This window comes from Sphingomonas sp. AP4-R1 (assembly GCF_013113735.1).
In the GTDB taxonomy this organism is placed as follows: domain Bacteria; phylum Pseudomonadota; class Alphaproteobacteria; order Sphingomonadales; family Sphingomonadaceae; genus Sphingomonas_I.
In genome coordinates, this window is record NZ_CP053346.1 from 452275 (window position 1) to 469401 (window position 17127).

A 17127-nucleotide genomic window follows, 5' to 3' on the forward strand; every position below is an offset into this window, starting at 1 on the left:
GGAATCCACGGATATGAGACTTCAACAGGACGGGCTGCCGTCCATGGATCCCCGCTTCCGCGGGGATGACGAGGATTTGTTGTGAGCGACGTCCAAACCTTGAGTGCCAGCCTCGTCGACGAGGTCCGGTCCGCCGCCGATGCCGACACGCTGGAGGCGATCCGCGTGCGCGCGCTCGGCAAGTCCGGCACGATCACCGCGCTGCTGAAGACGCTCGGCGCGATGTCGCCCGAGGAGCGGCAGGAGAAGGGCCCCGCCATCCAGGGCCTGCGCGCCGCCGTCGCCGATGCGATCGCGGAGCGGAAGGCCGCGCTGGATCAGGCCGCGCTCGACGCGCGCCTCGCTTCCGAGCGGCTCGACATGTCGCTGCCCGTCGGCGCGGGCGCGCAGGGCTCCGTCCACCCCGTCAGCCAGGTGATGGACGAGCTGGCCGAGATTTTCGCCGATCTGGGCTTCGCCGTCGCCACCGGCCCGGAGATCGAGGACGACTGGCACAATTTCACCGCGCTCAACATTCCGGAAACCCATCCGGCCCGCGCGATGCACGACACCTTCTACTTTCCCGATGTGGACGCCGAGGGTCGCAGGATGCTGCTCCGCACGCATACCTCGCCGGTGCAGATCCGCACGATGAAGGATGCCGAGCCGCCGATCCGCATCATCGCGCCGGGCCGCGTCTATCGGTCGGACAGTGACGCCACCCACACGCCGATGTTCCACCAGATCGAGGGCCTCGTCATCGATCGCGGCATCCATCTCGGCCATCTGCGCTGGACGCTGGAGACCTTCCTCAAGGCCTTCTTCGAGCGTGACGATATCGTGCTGCGCCTGCGCCCCTCGTATTTCCCCTTCACCGAGCCTTCGGTGGAGGTCGATGTCGGCTATTCGATCGAGAAGGGCCGCCGCGTGATCGGCGGCGATCCCACCGGCCCCAATGGCGGCTGGATGGAGGTGCTGGGCTCCGGCATGGTCCACCCCAAGGTGATCGCCGCCGCCGGTCTGGATCCGGCCGAGTGGCAGGGCTTCGCCTTCGGCACCGGCGTCGATCGCCTCGCTATGCTGAAATATGGAATGGATGATCTGCGCGCCTTCTTCGACGGTGATCTGCGCTGGCTGCGCCATTATGGCTTCCGCGCGCTCGACGTACCCACGCTGAGCGGAGGAGTGGGCGCATGAAGTTCACCCTGTCCTGGCTCAAGGAGCATCTCGACACCGAGGCGGACGTGTCCGCGATCGCCGATGCGCTCACCCGCATCGGGCTGGAGGTGGAGAGCGTCGAGGATCCCGCGATCCGGCTGCGCGGCTTCACCATCGCGCGCGTGCTGACGGCGGCGGCGCATCCGCAGGCGGACAAGCTTCAGGTGCTGACGGTGGATGCCGGTGACGGCAAGCCGCCGCTGCAGGTCGTCTGCGGCGCACCCAATGCGCGCGCGGGCCTGGTCGGCATCTTCGGCCAGCCGGGCGCGGTCGTCCCCGCCAACGGCATGGAACTGCGCGTCGCGGCGATCCGCGGCGTCGAATCGAACGGCATGATGTGCTCGCTGCGCGAGCTGGAGCTGGGCGAGAGCCATGACGGCATCGTCGAGCTGCCCAACGACGCCCCGGTCGGCACGCTCTACGCCGATTATGCGGGGCTGGCCGATCCGGTGATCGATATCGCGGTGACGCCCAACCGGCAGGATTGCATGGGCGTGCGCGGCATCGCGCGCGATCTGGCGGCGGCGGGCCTCGGCCGGCTGAAGCCGCTCGACGTGCCGACGATCCGCAGCGACGTGGCTTTGCCCGTCACCATCGCCACCCAGGACCCCGAAGGCTGCCCCGCTTTCTTCGGCCGTGCCGTGCTGGGCGTGACCAACGGCGCCTCGCCCGACTGGATGCAGCGCCGCCTGATCGCGGTGGGCCAGCGGCCGATCTCGGCGCTGGTCGACATCACCAATTATGTGATGCTGGATCATGGCCGCCCGCTGCACGTCTATGATCTCGCCAAGCTGTCCGGCGGCCTCGTCGCGCGCAAGGCGAAGGCGGGCGAGACGGTGCTGGCGCTGAACGGCAAGAGCTACGATCTCGACGAGACGATGACCGTCATCGCGGACGACGCCCATGTCCACGATATCGGCGGCATCATGGGCGGCGAGGAATCGGGCGTGTCGGAGACGACCACCGACGTGCTGATCGAGTGCGCCTATTTCACACCCGAGACGATCGCGCGCACCGGCGGCAAGCTGGGCCTGACCAGCGATGCGCGCGCCCGTTTCGAGCGCGGCGTGGATCCGGCCTTCCTGGGCGACGGCCTCGCCCTCGCCACCCGGCTCGTCACCGAAATCTGCGGCGGCAAGCCGACCGAGGCGATGGAAGCGGGCGAGCCCCCGCTCGGCCGCCACACGTTCAAATATGAGCCCGCCGCCACGTTGCGTCTGGCCGGGATCGAGGTGGCGCCCGATCGCCAGCGCGCGATCCTGCAGAGCTTGGGCTTCGGCGTAGACGGCAGCTGGACGGTCAGCGCGCCGAGCTGGCGTCGCGACGTGGACGGCGTGGCCGACATCGTCGAGGAAATCGTCCGCATCGAGGGGCTGGATAATGTCCCGTCGGTGGCGCTGCCCCGCTCCGAGGGCGTGGCGAAGCCGACCGCGACCGCCGAACAGAAATTGGAGCGCGGCATGCGCCGCGCCGCTGCCGCGCGCGGTCTGGACGAGGCGATCACGTGGAGCTTCCTGTCGGAGGCCGATGCGGCCGCCTTCGGTGGGTCCGCCTGGACGCTCGCCAATCCGATCAGCGCCGACATGAAGGCGATGCGCCCCTCGCTACTGCCCGGCCTGATCGCGGCCGCGCGCCGCAATCGCGCGCGCGGTGCCGCCAGCATCCGCCTGTTCGAGATTGGCCGCCGCTATCTGAAGGAGGGCGAGCGCGCGACGCTCGGCCTGCTGCTGGTGGGCGATCGCGCCGCGCGCGACTGGCGCACGGGCAAACCCGGCGGCTTCGACGCGCTGGATGCGAAGGCCGAAGTTGTGGCGTTGCTCGCCGCCGCGGGTGCTCCCGCCGATCGCCTGCAGGTGATGGAGGTGACTGGCACTATCTGGCATCCGGGCCGCTCGGCCTCGCTGCGTCTGGGGCCGAAGACGATCCTGGCCGAGCTGGGCGAGCTGCATCCCTCTTTGCTCAAGACGCTGGACCTCGACGCGCCGGCGGTGGCGGCGGAAATCTATCTCGACGCGATTCCCGCGCGCCGCGAAAGCGGGCGGATGCGGACGGCCTATGCGCCGCCGCCGCTGCAGGCGGTGACGCGCGACTTCGCCTTCCTCGCTCCGCGCACGATGGCCGCCGACAGCCTGCTCCGCGCGATCCGCGGCGCGGACAAGACCGCGATCGTGGACGTGGCCCTGTTCGATCTGTTCGAAGGCGCCGGACTGGCCGAGGGCGAGACATCGCTGGCGGTGTCGGTGACGCTGCAGCCGGGCGAGAAGAGCTTCACCGATGCGGAGCTGCAGGCGATCTCGGCGAAGATCGTGGCGGCAGCGGAGAAGGCCGGCGCGAAGCTGCGGGGGTAAAGCCCCGGTCCGTTTCGCTCTGCTCTTCTCGGGCTGCCCTACCCCAACCCGTTCGTCCTGAGCGTAGTCGAAGGACGTGCTTCAAGCGGCATCGCCCGTGGCACGTGCTTCGACTTCGCTCAGCACGAACGGAGAGAGAAGAGCATCTCTCTCGCAGCCCCCTATTTCCGCAGCAGGAACACCGCATGTTCCGCGCGCAGGTTGGCCGCCCCGCCCTTCACGGCGCGCGCGCCGGAGAGGAACCACTCCCCTTCCACCGTCACGCGGCGCTCGGCGATGAAGGCGCGGAAATCGTCGATCGTCAGCTGGTGGATATTCTCGGTCTCGTACCAGCTGACCGGCAGCGCGGGCGTCACCGGCATGCGCCCGCCGAACAGGAACGACGCGCGCACCCGCCAGAAGCCGAAATTCGGGAAGGAGACGAACGCGCGCGATCCGATCCGCAGCAGTTCGGAGAGGACGCGATCGGGCGAGCGCGCGGTCTGCAGCGTCTGGCTCAGGATCGCATAATCGAACGCATTGTCGGGATAATAAGCGAGATCGGTCTCGACATCGCCCTGCACCACCGACAGGCCTCGCCCCACCGCGAGCGAGACGTTGGCGGGATCCAGCTCCAGCCCGCGCGCATCCACGCCGCACAGATCGCGCAGGCTCGCCATCAGCTCGCCGTCGCCGCAGCCGATATCCAGCACGCGCGCGCCGCGATCGACATTGTTGGCGATGATCTGGAGATCGGGCCGCAGGCTCATGACGCGGCCTTCAGCAACGCCGCCGCCTCGGGCGACAGCCGCTCCATGTAGCGATCGGGGCGCAGCACGGCGTGGAACCCAAGCGCCTGATAGACGCCATGCGCGTCGGCGGTGACGAGGCCGACCCGGCGCATCGCCGCATAATCGGGCCGATCGAGGAACCAGCCGACCATCGCCCGGCCTACGCCCTGCCCGCGCGTGCTTTCGTCGACGAACACGTCCGCCAGCCAGGCGAAGGTGGCATGATCGGTGATCATGCGCGCGAAGCCGATCTGCGCGCCCGCCGCATCATAAGCGCCCACGCAATGCGATCCGGCGATGGCCTTTTCCACCAGTTCGCGCGCGATGCCCGGCGACCAGTAGCTGTTCGCCAGCCAGTCATGGATGCGCGCGACATCCAGCAGCATCTTGTCGTCCGAAAGGGTGAAGGTCATGCGTTGGCCCTGAGGAATCCGTCGACCACGCGGTACAGCTCCGGCACGTCGAGCAGGAAGCTGTCATGCCCATAAGGCGCGGACAGCTCGACGAAGCTGGCCGCAGCGCCTGTCGCGTTCAATGCGTGCACGATCGCGCGCGATTCGGCGGTGGGATAGAGCCAGTCCGTATCGAAGCTGACGAGGCAGAAGCGCGCCTTCGATCCCTTGAACGCATCGGCCAGCCGCCCGCCATGCTCCTCGGCCAGATCGAAATAGTCCATCGCGCGGGTGATATAGAGATAGGAGTTCGCGTCGAAGCGATCGACGAACGCCAGCCCCTGGTGGCGCAGATAGGATTCCACCTGGAAGTCCGCATCGAAACCGAACGTCTTGGCGTCACGCGCCTGCAGGCGGCGGCCGAACTTGCCGGTCAGCCCCGCTTCCGAGAGATAGGTGATGTGCGCGGCCATGCGCGCGACCGCGAGGCCGGCGGACGGCCCCTCGCCCGTCCCGTAATAATTGCCGCCGCGCCAGTTGGGATCGGCCATCACCGCCTGCCGGCCGACCTCGTGGAAGGCGATATTCTGCGCCGAATGCCGCGCGGCGCTGGCGATCACCACCGCCGAGCGGACGCGCGCCGGATAGGTCGCCGCCCATTCCAGCACCTGCATGCCGCCCATCGATCCGCCGACGACGGCCGCGAGGCTCCAGATGCCGAGATGATCGAGCAACAGCGCCTGCGCGCGCACCATGTCGCGCAGCGTGATCACCGGAAAGCGCATCGCATAGGGCGCGCCCGTCGCCGGATCGATCGCGGCCGGGCCGGACGATCCCATGCACGATCCCAGCACGTTCGAGCAGATGATGAAGTGGCGCGCCGGATCGATCGGCTTGCCATCTCCCACCATGCGCGACCACCAGCCGGGCTTGCCCGTGCGCGGATGGACCGAGGCGACATGCTGGTCCCCGGTCAGCGCATGGCAGATCAGGATCGCGTTCGACCCGTCCGCATTGAGCGTACCGTAGGTTTCGTAGGCGATATCGATCGACGTGAGGCTGGCACCGCCGTCCAGCAATAGCGGCCCGGAAAGGGTCACCAGCCGGCTGAGGCCGAAGCGCTGATCGTCCATGGCAGGTGCTGCGAGCATCGCGCGCGGCTAGGTCCGGGCCGGTCGCGTGTCAACGCGCGGGGCGGTGGAAGAGCCTCGTTATCGGACATTCCTCCCATGTCATCCCGACGAAAGTCGGGATGACGGTGTTGGCGGGGCACGGGGCCGGAAGCGCTTCCACCTCCGGCCATGACGCTCTAAGGCCCGGCCATGAACGCCCCCGTCGCCAAGCCCTGGATCGCCGAAATCGCCCCCTACGTCCCCGGTCGCTCGACCAGCGACGACGGGCGCAAGATGACCAAGCTGTCCTCGAACGAGAATCCGCTGGGCACCAGCCCCGCCGCGCGCGCCGCCTTCGCCGAGGCCGCGCAGAACCTTCAGGTGTATCCCGATGGCGCGGCGATCGCGCTGCGCGAGGCGATCGGCCGCCATTACGGGCTGGAGCCGGACCGGATCATCCACGGCACCGGATCGGACGAGGTCCTCCACTTGGCCACGGGCGCCTTCGCCGGCCTCGGCGACGAAGTGCTGTACGTGCGCTACGGCTTCTCCGTTTACCCGATCGCGGCGCGGCGCGTGGGCGCGGTGCCGGTCGAGGCGCCGGACAAGGATTATGCGACCGACGTGGACGCGCTGCTGGCGGCCGTGACGGAGAAGACGCGCGTCGTGTTCGTCGCCAATCCGAACAATCCCACCGGCACCTATACCAGCCGGGCCGAGCTGGCGCGGCTGCATGCCGGGCTGCCCAAGGATTGCCTGCTCGTGATCGACCAGGCCTATACCGAATATCTCGACGCCGAGGACGAGGATGGCGGGCTGGAGCTGGCGCGCACCCAGAGCAACGTGATCGTCACGCGCACCTTCTCCAAGATCTTCGGCCTCGCCGCCGGGCGGATCGGCTGGGGCTATGGGCCGATGCCGGTGATCGACGCGATGCAGCGCATCCGCGCGCCCTTCAACGTGGCGACCGGCGGCCTCGACGCGGCGATCGCGGCGCTGGGCGACATGGACTTCGTCGCGACCAGCAAGGCGCATAACGATCAGTGGCGCGGCTGGTTCGCACAGGAAATCGCCAGCCTCGGCAATGCCGGGCTGCGCGCCGTGCCGAGCAAGGCCAATTTCATCCTCGTCCTGTTCGAAGGCCCGCTTTCGGCCGAGACCGCCTATAAAGGATTGATGGCGCGCGGGCTCGCCACGCGCTGGCTGCCGGGGCAGGGCCTGCCCCATGCGCTGCGGATCACGATCGGCGAGGAAGAGGCGATGCGGGGCGTGATGGCGGGTCTGCGCGAGATGGTGGCGGAGGCGAAAGCCGCCTGATGCTGCCTTTCGCCCGCGTCACCATTCTCGGTCTCGGCCTGATCGGCTCCTCGATCGCGCGCGGCATCCGCGCGACGATGCCCACGGTGCGCGTGACCGGCTATGATGCAGATCCCGCCGTCCGCGCCCGAGCTCGTGAAATCGATCTGTGCGACGATATCGCCGACACCGCCGGCACCGCCGCGATCGACGCCGATCTGGTGATGCTGTGCGTGCCGGTGGGTGCGATGGGCGCGGCCGCGCAGGCGATCGCGGCCGATGTGCCCGCCGATGCGATCATCAGCGACGTGGGGGGCGCGAAGGTCTCGGTGGGGACGGCGATCCGCGAGGCGCTCCCCAACAATGTCGTCGTGCCCGGCCATCCCGTGGCCGGCACCGAGCATTGCGGGCCGGATTCGGGCTTCGCGACGCTCTTCAAGGGCCGCTGGTGCATCCTCACGCCCGAGGGCGACACGGATCCCACCGCCGTGATGCGCGTCTCGGCGCTGTGGGAAAAGCTCGGCGCGCAGGTGGAGATCATGGATGCACGCCATCACGATCTGGTGCTGGCCGTAACCAGCCATGTGCCGCACCTGATCGCTTACTCGATCGTCGGCACCGCCTCCGATCTGGAAGAAGTGACGCAGAGCGAGGTGATCAAATATTCGGCGGGCGGGTTCCGCGATTTCACGCGCATCGCCGCCTCCGATCCCACGATGTGGCGCGACGTGTTCCTGAACAATCGCGAGGCCGTGCTGGAAATCCTCCAGCGGCTGACCGAGGACGTGACGATGCTGCAGCGCGCGATCCGCTGGGGCGACGGCGATGCTCTGTTCGACCTGTTCACGCGCACGCGCGCCATCCGCCGCTCGATCATCGAGCAGGGCCAGGACGATGCGCGGCCCGATTTCGGGCGTTCGCATGAATAAGATCTCTTCCCGTTGGTCCCGAGCGCAGTCGAGGGGCCGCAGGACCGAGCGTAGCAGAGGGCCGTCCTGCACAGCCCGCATCTCGGCTTCGCTCGATGCTTCCCATCTCTCGACTTCGCTCGGGACAAACGGATTGAAGGTTCTCTGACATGACCAACCCCCTCCGCATCGCGCTCGCCGGCCTCGGCACGGTCGGCGCCGGCGTCGTCAAACTGCTCGACGCGAACGCCGCCCTGATCGAGCGCCGCGCCGGTCGCGCGATCCAGATCACCGCCGTCTCCGCGCGGGACCGGACGCGCGATCGCGGCGTCGATCTCGGTCGCTTCGCCTGGGTCGACGATGCGACGCAACTTGCGGACCGCGACGATGTGGACGTGGTGGTGGAGCTGGTCGGCGGATCGGACGGCCCGGCGCTGACGCTGGCGCGCTCGACGCTCGCCGCCGGCAAGAGCTTCGTCACCGCCAACAAGGCGATGCTCGCGCATCACGGGCTGGAGCTGGCGCAGGCTGCCGAGGCGAAAAACGTCGCGCTGAAATATGAGGCGGCCGTCGCGGGCGGCATCCCCGTCATCAAGGGCCTGCGCGAGGGCGCTGCCGCCAACGAGATCCACCACGTCTTCGGCATCCTCAACGGCACCTGCAACTATATCCTCTCGACGATGGAGAGCGCGGGCCGTGATTTCGGCGACGTCCTCGCCGAGGCGCAGGCGCTGGGCTATGCCGAGGCCGATCCCAGCTTCGACATCGACGGCGTCGATGCCGCGCACAAGCTCTCGATCCTCGCCAGCCTCGCCTTCGGCGCGACGGTGGATTTCGATGCGGTCGCGATCACCGGCATCCGCCACGTGAAGGCGGCCGACATCGCCGAGGCGGCGGCGCTCGGCTACAAGATCCGCCTCGTCGGCCTGGGCGAAGCGACCTCGAAGGGCCTGTTCCAGCGCGTCCACCCCTGCCTCGTGCCGGTCGATCATCCGCTGGCCCACGTCACCGGATCGCTGAACGCGGTGGTGGCCGAGGGCAATTATGTCGGCCGGCTGCTGTTCCAGGGTCGCGGCGCGGGCGAGGGCCCGACGGCGAGCGCGGTGGTGGCCGATCTGGTCGATATCGCGCGCGGCGAATATGGCCCGGCCTTCGGCATGCCCGTCGCCAGCCTCACCAACCTGCCAGCCGCTCCTGCGGGCGAACGGCGCGGGCGCGCCTATCTGCGCTTCACCGTGGTCGACAAGCCGGGCGTGCTGGCCGAGTTGACGGCCGCGATGCGCGATGCCGGCGTCTCGATCGAAAGCCTGATCCAGCGCGGCCCGGCGGCGGACGGCGGCGTGCTGATCGTCCTCGTCACGCATGAAGGCCCGGAGCAGTCTGTGGCGCATGCGCTGGAGAAACTGGAAGGCTCGCCCAGCGTGATCGGCCAGCCGATGCTCATGCACATTCTGGAGGCCTGAGGCCGCCCGCAGGGCCTCTCATTCTTTCTCTGCGTCTCCGCGTCTCTGCGTGAACCCATTTTTTTGTTCACGCAGAGACGCGGGACGCGGAGACGAAGAGGAGAGGCGAAAAGAAAAACCGCTTTTCCGCTTCGCGGACTGCCCGCTTACCCGCTTACTGGCCCATGCCCTTGCCGGTGATCTTGCCGTCGCCCCGCAGCGTCACCTGCGCGCCCGTCCGGGGCATGATGCCGACCGGATTGGTGTAGCGGATGCCCGCCGTGGACGGCAGTTCGCCGATCGCGGTGCGCGATCCGTCGCGGATGCTCTGATCGTTCGGCAGGGGCGCGCGGGCGCCTTCGCGCACGCCGCAGACCGTGACCGTATCGCCGCCGCCCCGGCTGCGGCAGCGCACGGGCGCGGCACGGGGCTGTTCGCTCTTCTGATAGGCCTCGATCGCCTGTTCGGCCGGGGTCGTCTTGGCGGCGACGGGGGCCGGCGGACCGGCCGTCTGCGCGAACGCCGGGGCTGCCGACACCAGCGCGATCGTCACCGCTACCATCCGCATCGCACGCGCCCTTCCGAATCCGTGGGCAGCATGGCGCAGAAAATGGGCGCTCGATAGAGCAAAGCCTTATTGCGGAGGCGCCGTCGCACGCACTTCGGCCTGATCCGCCTTGCCCTGATCGCCCGCCGCTTTGGCGGCGGCCGCCTGCTTCGCGGCGTCCTGTTCGTAGATCATCTTCAGCGTCGCATTCCGCGTCTTTGCCGTCTTGCCCATGCCGAAGCGCGCGACCGTGGTGCCCGGCCGGGGCGGGAACGGTCCCTGCCCGACATCGGCCTGCCGGATCTCGCCGGGATGGGAGCCCGGACCGCGTTCGTCCGGCAGCGGGATGCGCTCGGGCGACCGGCCGGTGACCCCGCAGACGACGATCTCGCCCGCATTGTTATGGCACGGCGTATCGGGCGGCCGCGCGCCTTCCTTCACCCCGCAGGCCGTGCTGATCGAGCCGTCAGCCTTGCGACAGGTCTGGCCGGGTGGGGACGGCGGGGGCAGCGCATCGTCCCGATGCGCGTAGGAAATCGCCTGCTCGGCCGGGCTCTGCTTCGGTTCGACCGGGACCGGCGGCCCCGCCGTCTGGGCGAAAGCCGGAGCCGTCATCAGCAGCGCGATCGTGACCCAGACCATCCGCATCGCGCACCGCCCTTTCGAAGCCATCCCCAGCATGAGGCAGAAAAGCGCGATTCGAAAGTGCGGGCCTTATCGGGGCGCGGCGGCTGCCGTGATCACGGCCTGATCCACCTCGGCCTGTTTGGCGGCACGATCGGCGGCAGCCTGTTCGGCGGCCTCCTGCGCGTAGATCATCTTCAGCGTTTCGTTGCGCATCTTCACGGCCTTGCTCATGCCGAAGGTGATCAGCGTGATGCCCGGCCTTGGCGGGAACGGCCCTTGCCCGACATCGGCCCGCGCGAACTCGCCGGGATGGTGCGCGGGCCCGCGCTCGTCGGGCAAAGGAATGCGATCCGGCGAGCGGCCGACGATCGCGCAGACGACGATCTCGCCGTCCTTGCGCCGACAGGGAATCGAGGGCGGCCGCGCGCCATCCTTCACGCCGCAGGCCGTGCTGGTCTCGCCCTTGGCATTCTTGCAGGAGACGGGCGTGGGCGCGGGCGGGATCGGATCGTCGCGATGCGCGAAGGCCACCGCCTGCTGGAACGGCGTCTGCTTCGGCACCACCGGCACGGGCGGCCCCGCCACGCTGGCCAGCGCGGGCGACGCCCCGATCAGCGCGATCAGCAGCGGGACGAACCGACTCACCTGTTGGACCTCGACATCATCGGCCGAACCCTGAACCTCCCAGGCTGAATTAGCCCGAAACATGACGTCCAAATTCCGGCGGTCCGACGTCAAAAGGGAAACGCCGGAAGATCCGGTGCGATCCAGCCGCGCCGCGCCTCCACCGAAAACAGGCGCTCCCGCGTCCAATAAGCGAGCGGCCAGTCGGATCGCCCGAGCGGGCCCGCCATCAGTGCGTCGACCGCCTCATGCAAAGGCTCGTCGTGCGGCCTCTCCACGAGGAATGCCCGCGCCGCCCGGATCGAGGCCTGCGTGATCGTTTCGTGATAGCCGGTGTGATCGTCGTTCACGCCGCCGACCGACGCATTATAGGCGCGGATCAGCGCGGGCATGTCGCGCTCGGCCACGATCTCCGGGCGGGCGGCGATCAGCCACAGGGTCGTCGCGAAATGGGCGGCGTGGGTCCATTCCGCCTTGGGCAGAGTGCGATCGAGGAAGGCGTTGCCCAGCCGCGCGATCGCGGCGTCATCGGGATAGAAATGGCTCATGTCGGTCTCCGAAAACGGGGTCCGGCGGCGCGCGCGACCGCATCCGCCGGAAAGGCGGGCGCGTCGCGGCGGGAGGGTGGCGGGAGCTTTAGGAAGAAAGCCCCGGACACAGGATCGCGCGCGCGCCCTCGAACGGGGCGGCTTGCCGTTGGGAGAAGGCGGCGATCCGGTGCATTCCGGCACTTTCCTGCGCCGCCGCGAGCCGGTCAAGCCATGACTTGCCCGCAGCCCTTCTCGACAAGGTAACATGGCCGCCCTATCCCGGTCTCATTCCGGCAGTGAGGAGTAAAAGGGTGGAAGTAACCGCTTCGAAGGCGCTCGATCGCGTTCTCGTTCTCGAAATGGTGCGCGTCACCGAAGCTGCGGCGATCGCCGCGTCCTCGCTCGTCGGTCGTGGCGACGAGAAGGCGGCCGACCATGTCGCGGTCGAGGCGATGCGCAAGGCCTTCAACGAGCTGGATTTCGACGGCACCGTCGTGATCGGCGAGGGCGAGCGCGACGAGGCGCCGATGCTCTATATCGGCGAGAAGGTGGGCAAGGCCTCGCCCGGCAGCCCCAAGATCGATATCGCGCTGGATCCGCTGGAAGGCACGACGCTGACCGCCAAGGCCTATCCGAACGCGCTGGCCGTGCTGGCGATCGCGGAAGAAGGCGGCCTCCTCAACGCACCCGACGTCTATATGGAAAAGCTCGCCATCGGGCCGGGCTATGAGAAGGGCCTCGTCAGCCTCACCAAGACGCCGACCGAGAATATCAAGGCGCTGGCCGCCGCCAAGGGCGTGGCCGCGAACGAGATCATCGCCTGCGTGCTGGATCGCCCGCGCCACGAGGCGCTGATCGCCGAGCTGCGCGCGCTGGGCGTCGGCATCATGCTGATTCCGGACGGCGACGTCGCGGGCGTGATCGCCTGCACCGATCCCGACACGACGATCGACATCTATTTCGGCTCGGGCGGCGCCCCGGAAGGCGTGCTCGCGGCGGCGGCGCTGGCCTGCGTCGGCGGCCAGTTTCAGGGCAAGCTGCTGTTCCGCAACGATGACGAGCGCGGCCGCGCCGCCAAGTGGGGCGTCACCGATCTCGACAAGATCTATGAGCTGGAAGATCTGGTGAAGGGCGACGCCATTTTCGCCGCCACCGGCGTCACCGACGGTTCGCTGCTGGAAGGCGTGAAGGTCCGCAAGGGCGTGATCACCACCGAGAGCATCGTGATGCGCGCCAGCTCCGGCACGGTCCGCCGCGTGAAGGGCGAGCATCGGCGCTAAGCTCCGATCCGCTGACGCGGATGACCGGCGCCGGCCCGCTCCCCATCCAGGAGGAGCCGGCCGCGCCGCCCCCACAGAAGACAGGCGATCGGGGTGGATCGGAACAGCCACCCCGACCTGCCGTTTCAAGGCGACGTTCCTTCCGGCTGACGATCCCGCCAGCCTTATCCTCGCTCTGAAAGGACAGGCTCATGCGCGTCGCGCTTCTCGGCATCGGCAATATGGGTGCGCCGATCGGGCGCAATATCCTGAAGGCCGGGCATGATCTGATCGTCTGGAACCGCTCTCCGGACAAGGCCGCGCCGCTCGTCGCGGAGGGCGCGACGCTGGCCGCCACGCCGGCGGCCGCCACGGTGGAAGCCGAGATCGTCTGCACGATGCTGGCCGACGATCGCGGCGTGGAGGCGGTGACGTTTGGGGAAGAGGGCCTGCTCTCGGCCGATCCCCGCAAGCTGCATGTCGGCTTCAGCACGATCAGCCTCGCCCTCGCCCGCCGGCTGGCCGAGGCGCAGGGCGACCTCTATATCTCCGCCCCGGTGTTCGGACGGCCGCCCGCCGCCGCCGCCGCGCAATTGAGCGTCGTCACCGCCGGCGCGTCCGAGAGCATCGCACGCGCGCAACCCATCTTCGACGCGATCGGGCAGAAAATCTTCGTCGTCGGCGCGGAGGCGCCCGCCGCGAACCTGGTGAAGCTGTGCGGCAATTTCATGATCATGTCCGCGATCGAGGCGATGGGCGAGGCGATGGCGCTCGCCGCCAAGAACGGGCTCGACAAGCAGGCCCTGTTCGATGTGCTGACCGGCACCCTGTTCGGTGCGCCCGTGTACAAGAATTACGGACCGGCGCTGATCGCCGGCGAATATCGGCCGGCGGGCTTCCCCGCGCCGCTCGGACTGAAGGACATGAACCTCGTGGCCGAGGCGGCGGGCGGCGCGCGCGTGCCGATGCCGCTCTTGGGCGTGATCCGCGATCACCTGCTGCAGACGATCGGGCGCGAGGGCGACGATGTCGACTGGGCCGCGATCGGCAAGGCGATCAGCGACAATGCGGGGCTGTAGGCTCAATCCCTGACGCACCCCCTCCGCTCCGATCGATGAGGCCCCGCCATATCTGACCCGTTCGTGCTGAGCCTGTCGAAGCACGGGCCTCACACGCCACGCTAGCAGCACGTTCTTCGACTTCGCTCAGAACGGACGGAGATAGGAGGATCGCCATGGCTTTTCGCTCTACCTACTCAGCGTGAGGGAAGATGGCGGTCGCAAACCAAATGGCTAGGAGAGACAGGTGAACAAGGTCGCCTTCCTCTTCCTCGGCGAGACATTGCTGATCCCGCATCTGTGGCCGATCGCGGAGGCGCTGGCGGAGGCCGCACCCGATCTGCCGATCGATCTGTGGGTGTCCACCTCGATCCACGAGGAGATGCTGAGCCGCTGGTCGCGGGCCTATCCCTCGATGCGGCTGCGGCGTGCGCCCGGCTATCGCCCCCTGCCGGGGCTGGCGGCGGGCACCAACCCGCCCCTCCCCGCCAAGATCCCGATGCTGGCCCGTCTCGCCCCGCTGCTGCTGGGCACGCGCGTGGCGGTGTGCGCCGAGCAGACCAGCCTGTGGATCCCCCGCGCGCTCTCCTTCCACCCCACCCGCTTCGTGCGGACCGCGCACGGCGCCGGATCGATCAACGCGCGCAGCGATCCCCGCCAGCGCGCCGCCACCCTGTTGTTCGAGCCGAGCGAGACCGAGCGGCAGGCCTTCATCCGCCATGGCGTGCGCCCCGAGCGCATCGTGGTGACGGGCTATATCAAGGCCAGCTTCCGTCACCGCACGCCTGCCGCCCATCTCTTCCCGGAGGCACGGCCGATCCTGCTCTATACGCCGCACTGGCAGCGGCATCGCTCCTCCTGGTGGGAGTGGGGCCGCCAGATCGTCGGGCACCTGGCCGAGCAGACGCGCTTCAACGTGATCCTCGCGCCGCATCAGCGGCTGGTGGAGCGCGACCCCGGCCTGCGCGAAGTGCTGGCGGGCGTTTCCCACCTGCCCCACATCCATGCCGATCTCGACAGCTTCGCGATGGTGGACGGCAGCTATACGGCGGCGGCCGACCTCTATCTGGGCGATACGTCGAGTCAGGTGGTGGAATATATGGTCCGACCGCGCCCGTGCCTGTTCCTCAACGCGCAGAAAATCGACTGGCGTGCGACCGACGATCACGATTTCTGGAATTGTGGCGACGTGATCGACGATCTCGCCGCTTTGCCCGCCGCGCTGGACGACGCCACGAAACGACATTCTCACTACGCGGCGCTGCAACAATCTTTCGCCGAAAATGCGCTGGGCGACACCTCCGGAAAGGCGCCGGCCATTTCCGCTAAATATCTGATTTCCTTGTTGAGTGCGTGATTGCATTTCACGCATCTCCGACGAACCGTTTCTTACTTGCGATGAATTGATCGCTCCCTATGTGGCCTGCACCGCACCATTCCTGCGGCACTAGTGGAGAAGTCTCGTGTTCAAGTTCGAAGGTGCCACCGCCCTCCTGATCGCGGTTGCCGCGCAGGCGCTGGTGGTCGGAGCGATTCTCGCCGCCTAACGGCCCCGAGAGCGGAGCGGTCGACGGCCCTCGGGACCGTCCCGCCCCGAAAGCCCCTTTCGACCCACGACCTCCCTGCACCCCCGAAATTCCGGCCCGAAGGGCCAACCTCTCCCCCTTTTTTCTCTCTCTGCGTCTCTGCGTGAACAAAAATTGGATTCACGCGGAGACGCAGAGGAGAAAGGCATAGCCGCTCCGCGGCGATCTACCGCGCACAGCAAAACGCCCGCGAACCTCTCGGCTCGCGGGCGCTTGCATATCCCGAGGGATCGGAGGCTTACGCCTCGACCGAAACCTTCTCGCGATTGTCGCGGCGCTCGGCGATGCGAGCGGCCTTGCCGGTGCGGCCACGCAGATAATAGAGCTTCGCGCGACGGACGACGCCCTTGCGGACCACGTCGATCGAATCGATGTTCGGCGAATAAAGCGGGAAAACGCGCTCGACGCCCTCGCCGAACGAGATCTTGCGGACGGTGAACGAGGAGCCCATGCCCTTGTTCGAGCGCGCGATGCACACGCCCTCATAAGACTGAACGCGGGTGCGCTCGCCTTCGACCACCTTCACGCCGACCTTCAGCGTATCGCCGGGGCGGAATTCCGGAATCGGGCGCTTGGCGGTGAGCGCGGCGATCTGCTCGGCTTCGAGCTGCTGGATGAGGTTCATCTCATTCGTCCTTCTTCTGCCGCGCACCAGAGGGCGACTGGACCCGAGCGCCGATATGGCGCTCCCAAAGATCCGGCCGCCTTAGCCGTGTATCGATCTCGGCCATGGACTGGCGCCATGCCTTGATCGCCGCATGATCCCCCGATCGCAGCACTTCGGGGATCGTGCGGCCCTCCCACATTTGCGGTCGGGTATAATGCGGATATTCGAGGAGGCCGCTTTCGAAGCTTTCCTCGTCTCCGCTCGAAGCGGCGCCCATTACTCCGGGAAGCAGTCTGACGCAAGCGTCGAGCAGCACGATCGCCGCCGTCTCCCCCCCCGACAGCACATAATCGCCGATCGAAACCTCCTCGATCTGCCGCGCCTCGAACAGGCGCTGGTCGAAGCCCTCGAATCGGCCGCAGAGAATCGCCACGCCCGGCCCCGCCGCCAGCGCCCGGACGCGGGCCTGCGTGAGCGGCGCGCCGCGTGGCGTCATGGCGAGCAGGGGCACGCCGGGCTGCGCGGTCGCATCGATCGCGGCGGCCACCACATCGGCGCGCAACACCATGCCGGAGCCGCCGCCGGCCGGCGTATCGTCCACCGAGCGATGCTTGTCCGTCGCGAAATCGCGGATCTGCACCGCATCGAGCGACCACTTCCCCTCCGAGAGCGCACGCCCGGCCAGGCTCACGCCCAGCGGGCCGGGGAACATTTCGGGGTAGAGGGTGAGGACGGTGGCGGAGAACATGGCGACGGCCTCTACCGCCCTACGTCAGGCCTGAGGAGCCCCCCGCCATACTCCGTTCGTGCTGAGCGCAGTCGAA

17 protein-coding genes are annotated in these 17127 nt (G+C 68.2%); 8 read left to right on the forward strand and 9 right to left on the reverse strand.

Going from position 1 to position 17127, the window contains the following annotated elements:
* Positions 1-81: 81 nt before the first annotated feature.
* Both pheS and pheT read left to right on the forward strand, forming a co-directional pair.
* Positions 82-1176, forward strand: coding sequence for a phenylalanine--tRNA ligase subunit alpha (gene pheS, locus HL653_RS02145; protein WP_171743047.1), 1095 nt, complete (start codon positions 82-84; stop codon positions 1174-1176).
* Positions 1173-3545 (forward strand): phenylalanine--tRNA ligase subunit beta, encoded by a 2373-nt coding sequence (gene pheT, locus HL653_RS02150; protein WP_171743048.1) that lies wholly within the window; start codon positions 1173-1175, stop codon positions 3543-3545. Before pheS ends, pheT begins: the two co-directional genes overlap by 4 nt.
* A gap of 161 nt (positions 3546-3706) precedes the next feature.
* On the opposite strand, the gene metW is transcribed toward pheT, so the two are convergent.
* Genes metW through HL653_RS02165 form a run of 3 tightly spaced genes read right to left on the reverse strand, consistent with a single transcriptional unit; the run spans position 3707 to position 5840 of the window.
* A complete protein-coding gene (metW, locus tag HL653_RS02155; protein WP_171743049.1) occupies positions 3707-4294 on the reverse strand; it encodes a methionine biosynthesis protein MetW in 588 nt (195 codons plus the stop codon).
* Positions 4291-4728, reverse strand: coding sequence for a GNAT family N-acetyltransferase (locus tag HL653_RS02160; protein ID WP_171743050.1), 438 nt, complete (start codon positions 4726-4728; stop codon positions 4291-4293). Before HL653_RS02160 ends, metW begins: the two co-directional genes overlap by 4 nt.
* Entirely contained in the window at positions 4725-5840 is a 1116-nt protein-coding gene (locus HL653_RS02165; RefSeq protein ID WP_171746729.1) for a homoserine O-acetyltransferase, read from the reverse strand. The genes HL653_RS02160 and HL653_RS02165 overlap by 4 nt, the downstream gene beginning before the upstream one ends.
* A 189-nt stretch (positions 5841-6029) precedes the next feature.
* On the opposite strand from HL653_RS02165, the gene hisC reads away from it, so the two are divergent.
* The 3 genes from hisC (at position 6030) to HL653_RS02180 (ending at position 9486) form a co-directional block, all read left to right on the forward strand.
* A complete protein-coding gene (gene hisC, locus HL653_RS02170) occupies positions 6030-7136 on the forward strand; it encodes a histidinol-phosphate transaminase (RefSeq protein WP_171743051.1) in 1107 nt (368 codons plus the stop codon).
* Positions 7136-8044 carry a prephenate/arogenate dehydrogenase family protein gene (locus HL653_RS02175; protein ID WP_171743052.1) on the forward strand — a complete coding sequence of 303 codons (909 nt, stop codon included), beginning with the start codon at positions 7136-7138 and terminating at the stop codon, positions 8042-8044. The genes hisC and HL653_RS02175 overlap by 1 nt, the downstream gene beginning before the upstream one ends.
* Before the next feature lie 149 nt (positions 8045-8193).
* Positions 8194-9486, forward strand: coding sequence for a homoserine dehydrogenase (locus HL653_RS02180; protein ID WP_171743053.1), 1293 nt, complete (start codon positions 8194-8196; stop codon positions 9484-9486).
* 154 nt (positions 9487-9640) lie between these two features.
* Here HL653_RS02180 and HL653_RS02185 read toward each other — a convergent pair whose 3' ends face one another.
* The 4 genes from HL653_RS02185 to HL653_RS02200 form a co-directional block, all read right to left on the reverse strand.
* Positions 9641-10033 carry a hypothetical protein gene (locus HL653_RS02185; protein WP_171743054.1) on the reverse strand — a complete coding sequence of 131 codons (393 nt, stop codon included), beginning with the start codon at positions 10031-10033 and terminating at the stop codon, positions 9641-9643.
* A gap of 66 nt (positions 10034-10099) precedes the next feature.
* The gene (locus HL653_RS02190; protein WP_171743055.1) at positions 10100-10660 is read right to left on the reverse strand and encodes a hypothetical protein; all 561 of its coding nucleotides are present in this window, start codon (positions 10658-10660) and stop codon (positions 10100-10102) included.
* A 66-nt stretch (positions 10661-10726) separates the two neighbouring features.
* Positions 10727-11284 carry a hypothetical protein gene (locus HL653_RS02195; protein WP_171743056.1) on the reverse strand — a complete coding sequence of 186 codons (558 nt, stop codon included), beginning with the start codon at positions 11282-11284 and terminating at the stop codon, positions 10727-10729.
* Positions 11285-11373: 89 nt separating this feature from the next.
* Positions 11374-11811 carry a hypothetical protein gene (locus HL653_RS02200; protein WP_253717468.1) on the reverse strand — a complete coding sequence of 146 codons (438 nt, stop codon included), beginning with the start codon at positions 11809-11811 and terminating at the stop codon, positions 11374-11376.
* A 341-nt stretch (positions 11812-12152) separates the two neighbouring features.
* On the opposite strand from HL653_RS02200, the gene glpX reads away from it, so the two are divergent.
* The 3 genes from glpX to HL653_RS02215 all read left to right on the forward strand — a co-directional run bounded on the left by glpX (position 12153) and on the right by HL653_RS02215 (position 15467).
* Positions 12153-13073 (forward strand): class II fructose-bisphosphatase, encoded by a 921-nt coding sequence (gene glpX, locus HL653_RS02205; protein ID WP_216599997.1) that lies wholly within the window; start codon positions 12153-12155, stop codon positions 13071-13073.
* Positions 13074-13264: 191 nt separating this feature from the next.
* The gene (locus HL653_RS02210) at positions 13265-14131 is read left to right on the forward strand and encodes an NAD(P)-dependent oxidoreductase (protein WP_171743058.1); all 867 of its coding nucleotides are present in this window, start codon (positions 13265-13267) and stop codon (positions 14129-14131) included.
* A 226-nt stretch (positions 14132-14357) separates the two neighbouring features.
* Positions 14358-15467 (forward strand): hypothetical protein, encoded by a 1110-nt coding sequence (locus HL653_RS02215; protein ID WP_171743059.1) that lies wholly within the window; start codon positions 14358-14360, stop codon positions 15465-15467.
* Between the two features lie 467 nt (positions 15468-15934).
* On the opposite strand, the gene rplS is transcribed toward HL653_RS02215, so the two are convergent.
* Both rplS and trmD read right to left on the reverse strand, forming a co-directional pair.
* Complete coding sequence (gene rplS, locus HL653_RS02220) at positions 15935-16321, reverse strand: 50S ribosomal protein L19 (protein WP_171743060.1); 387 nt, start codon at positions 16319-16321, stop codon at positions 15935-15937.
* Position 16322: 1 nt separating this feature from the next.
* Positions 16323-17051, reverse strand: a complete 729-nt coding sequence (gene trmD, locus HL653_RS02225; RefSeq protein ID WP_171743061.1) for a tRNA (guanosine(37)-N1)-methyltransferase TrmD — start codon at positions 17049-17051, stop codon at positions 16323-16325.
* Positions 17052-17127 lie beyond the last annotated feature (76 nt).

Coding starts and splice junctions, on each gene's coding strand:
- pheT (WP_171743048.1), top strand. CDS start 1,173: ATGAAGTTCACCCTGTCCTGGCTCAAGGAGCATCTCGACACCGAGGCG.
- metW (WP_171743049.1), bottom strand. CDS start 4,294: ATGAGCCTGCGGCCCGATCTCCAGATCATCGCCAACAATGTCGATCGC.
- HL653_RS02160 (WP_171743050.1), bottom strand. CDS start 4,728: ATGACCTTCACCCTTTCGGACGACAAGATGCTGCTGGATGTCGCGCGC.
- HL653_RS02165 (WP_171746729.1), bottom strand. CDS start 5,840: ATGGACGATCAGCGCTTCGGCCTCAGCCGGCTGGTGACCCTTTCCGGG.
- hisC (WP_171743051.1), top strand. CDS start 6,030: ATGAACGCCCCCGTCGCCAAGCCCTGGATCGCCGAAATCGCCCCCTAC.
- HL653_RS02175 (WP_171743052.1), top strand. CDS start 7,136: ATGCTGCCTTTCGCCCGCGTCACCATTCTCGGTCTCGGCCTGATCGGC.
- HL653_RS02180 (WP_171743053.1), top strand. CDS start 8,194: ATGACCAACCCCCTCCGCATCGCGCTCGCCGGCCTCGGCACGGTCGGC.
- HL653_RS02185 (WP_171743054.1), bottom strand. CDS start 10,033: ATGCGGATGGTAGCGGTGACGATCGCGCTGGTGTCGGCAGCCCCGGCG.
- HL653_RS02190 (WP_171743055.1), bottom strand. CDS start 10,660: ATGCGGATGGTCTGGGTCACGATCGCGCTGCTGATGACGGCTCCGGCT.
- HL653_RS02200 (WP_253717468.1), bottom strand. CDS start 11,811: ATGAGCCATTTCTATCCCGATGACGCCGCGATCGCGCGGCTGGGCAAC.
- glpX (WP_216599997.1), top strand. CDS start 12,153: ATGGTGCGCGTCACCGAAGCTGCGGCGATCGCCGCGTCCTCGCTCGTC.
- HL653_RS02210 (WP_171743058.1), top strand. CDS start 13,265: ATGCGCGTCGCGCTTCTCGGCATCGGCAATATGGGTGCGCCGATCGGG.
- rplS (WP_171743060.1), bottom strand. CDS start 16,321: ATGAACCTCATCCAGCAGCTCGAAGCCGAGCAGATCGCCGCGCTCACC.
- trmD (WP_171743061.1), bottom strand. CDS start 17,051: ATGTTCTCCGCCACCGTCCTCACCCTCTACCCCGAAATGTTCCCCGGC.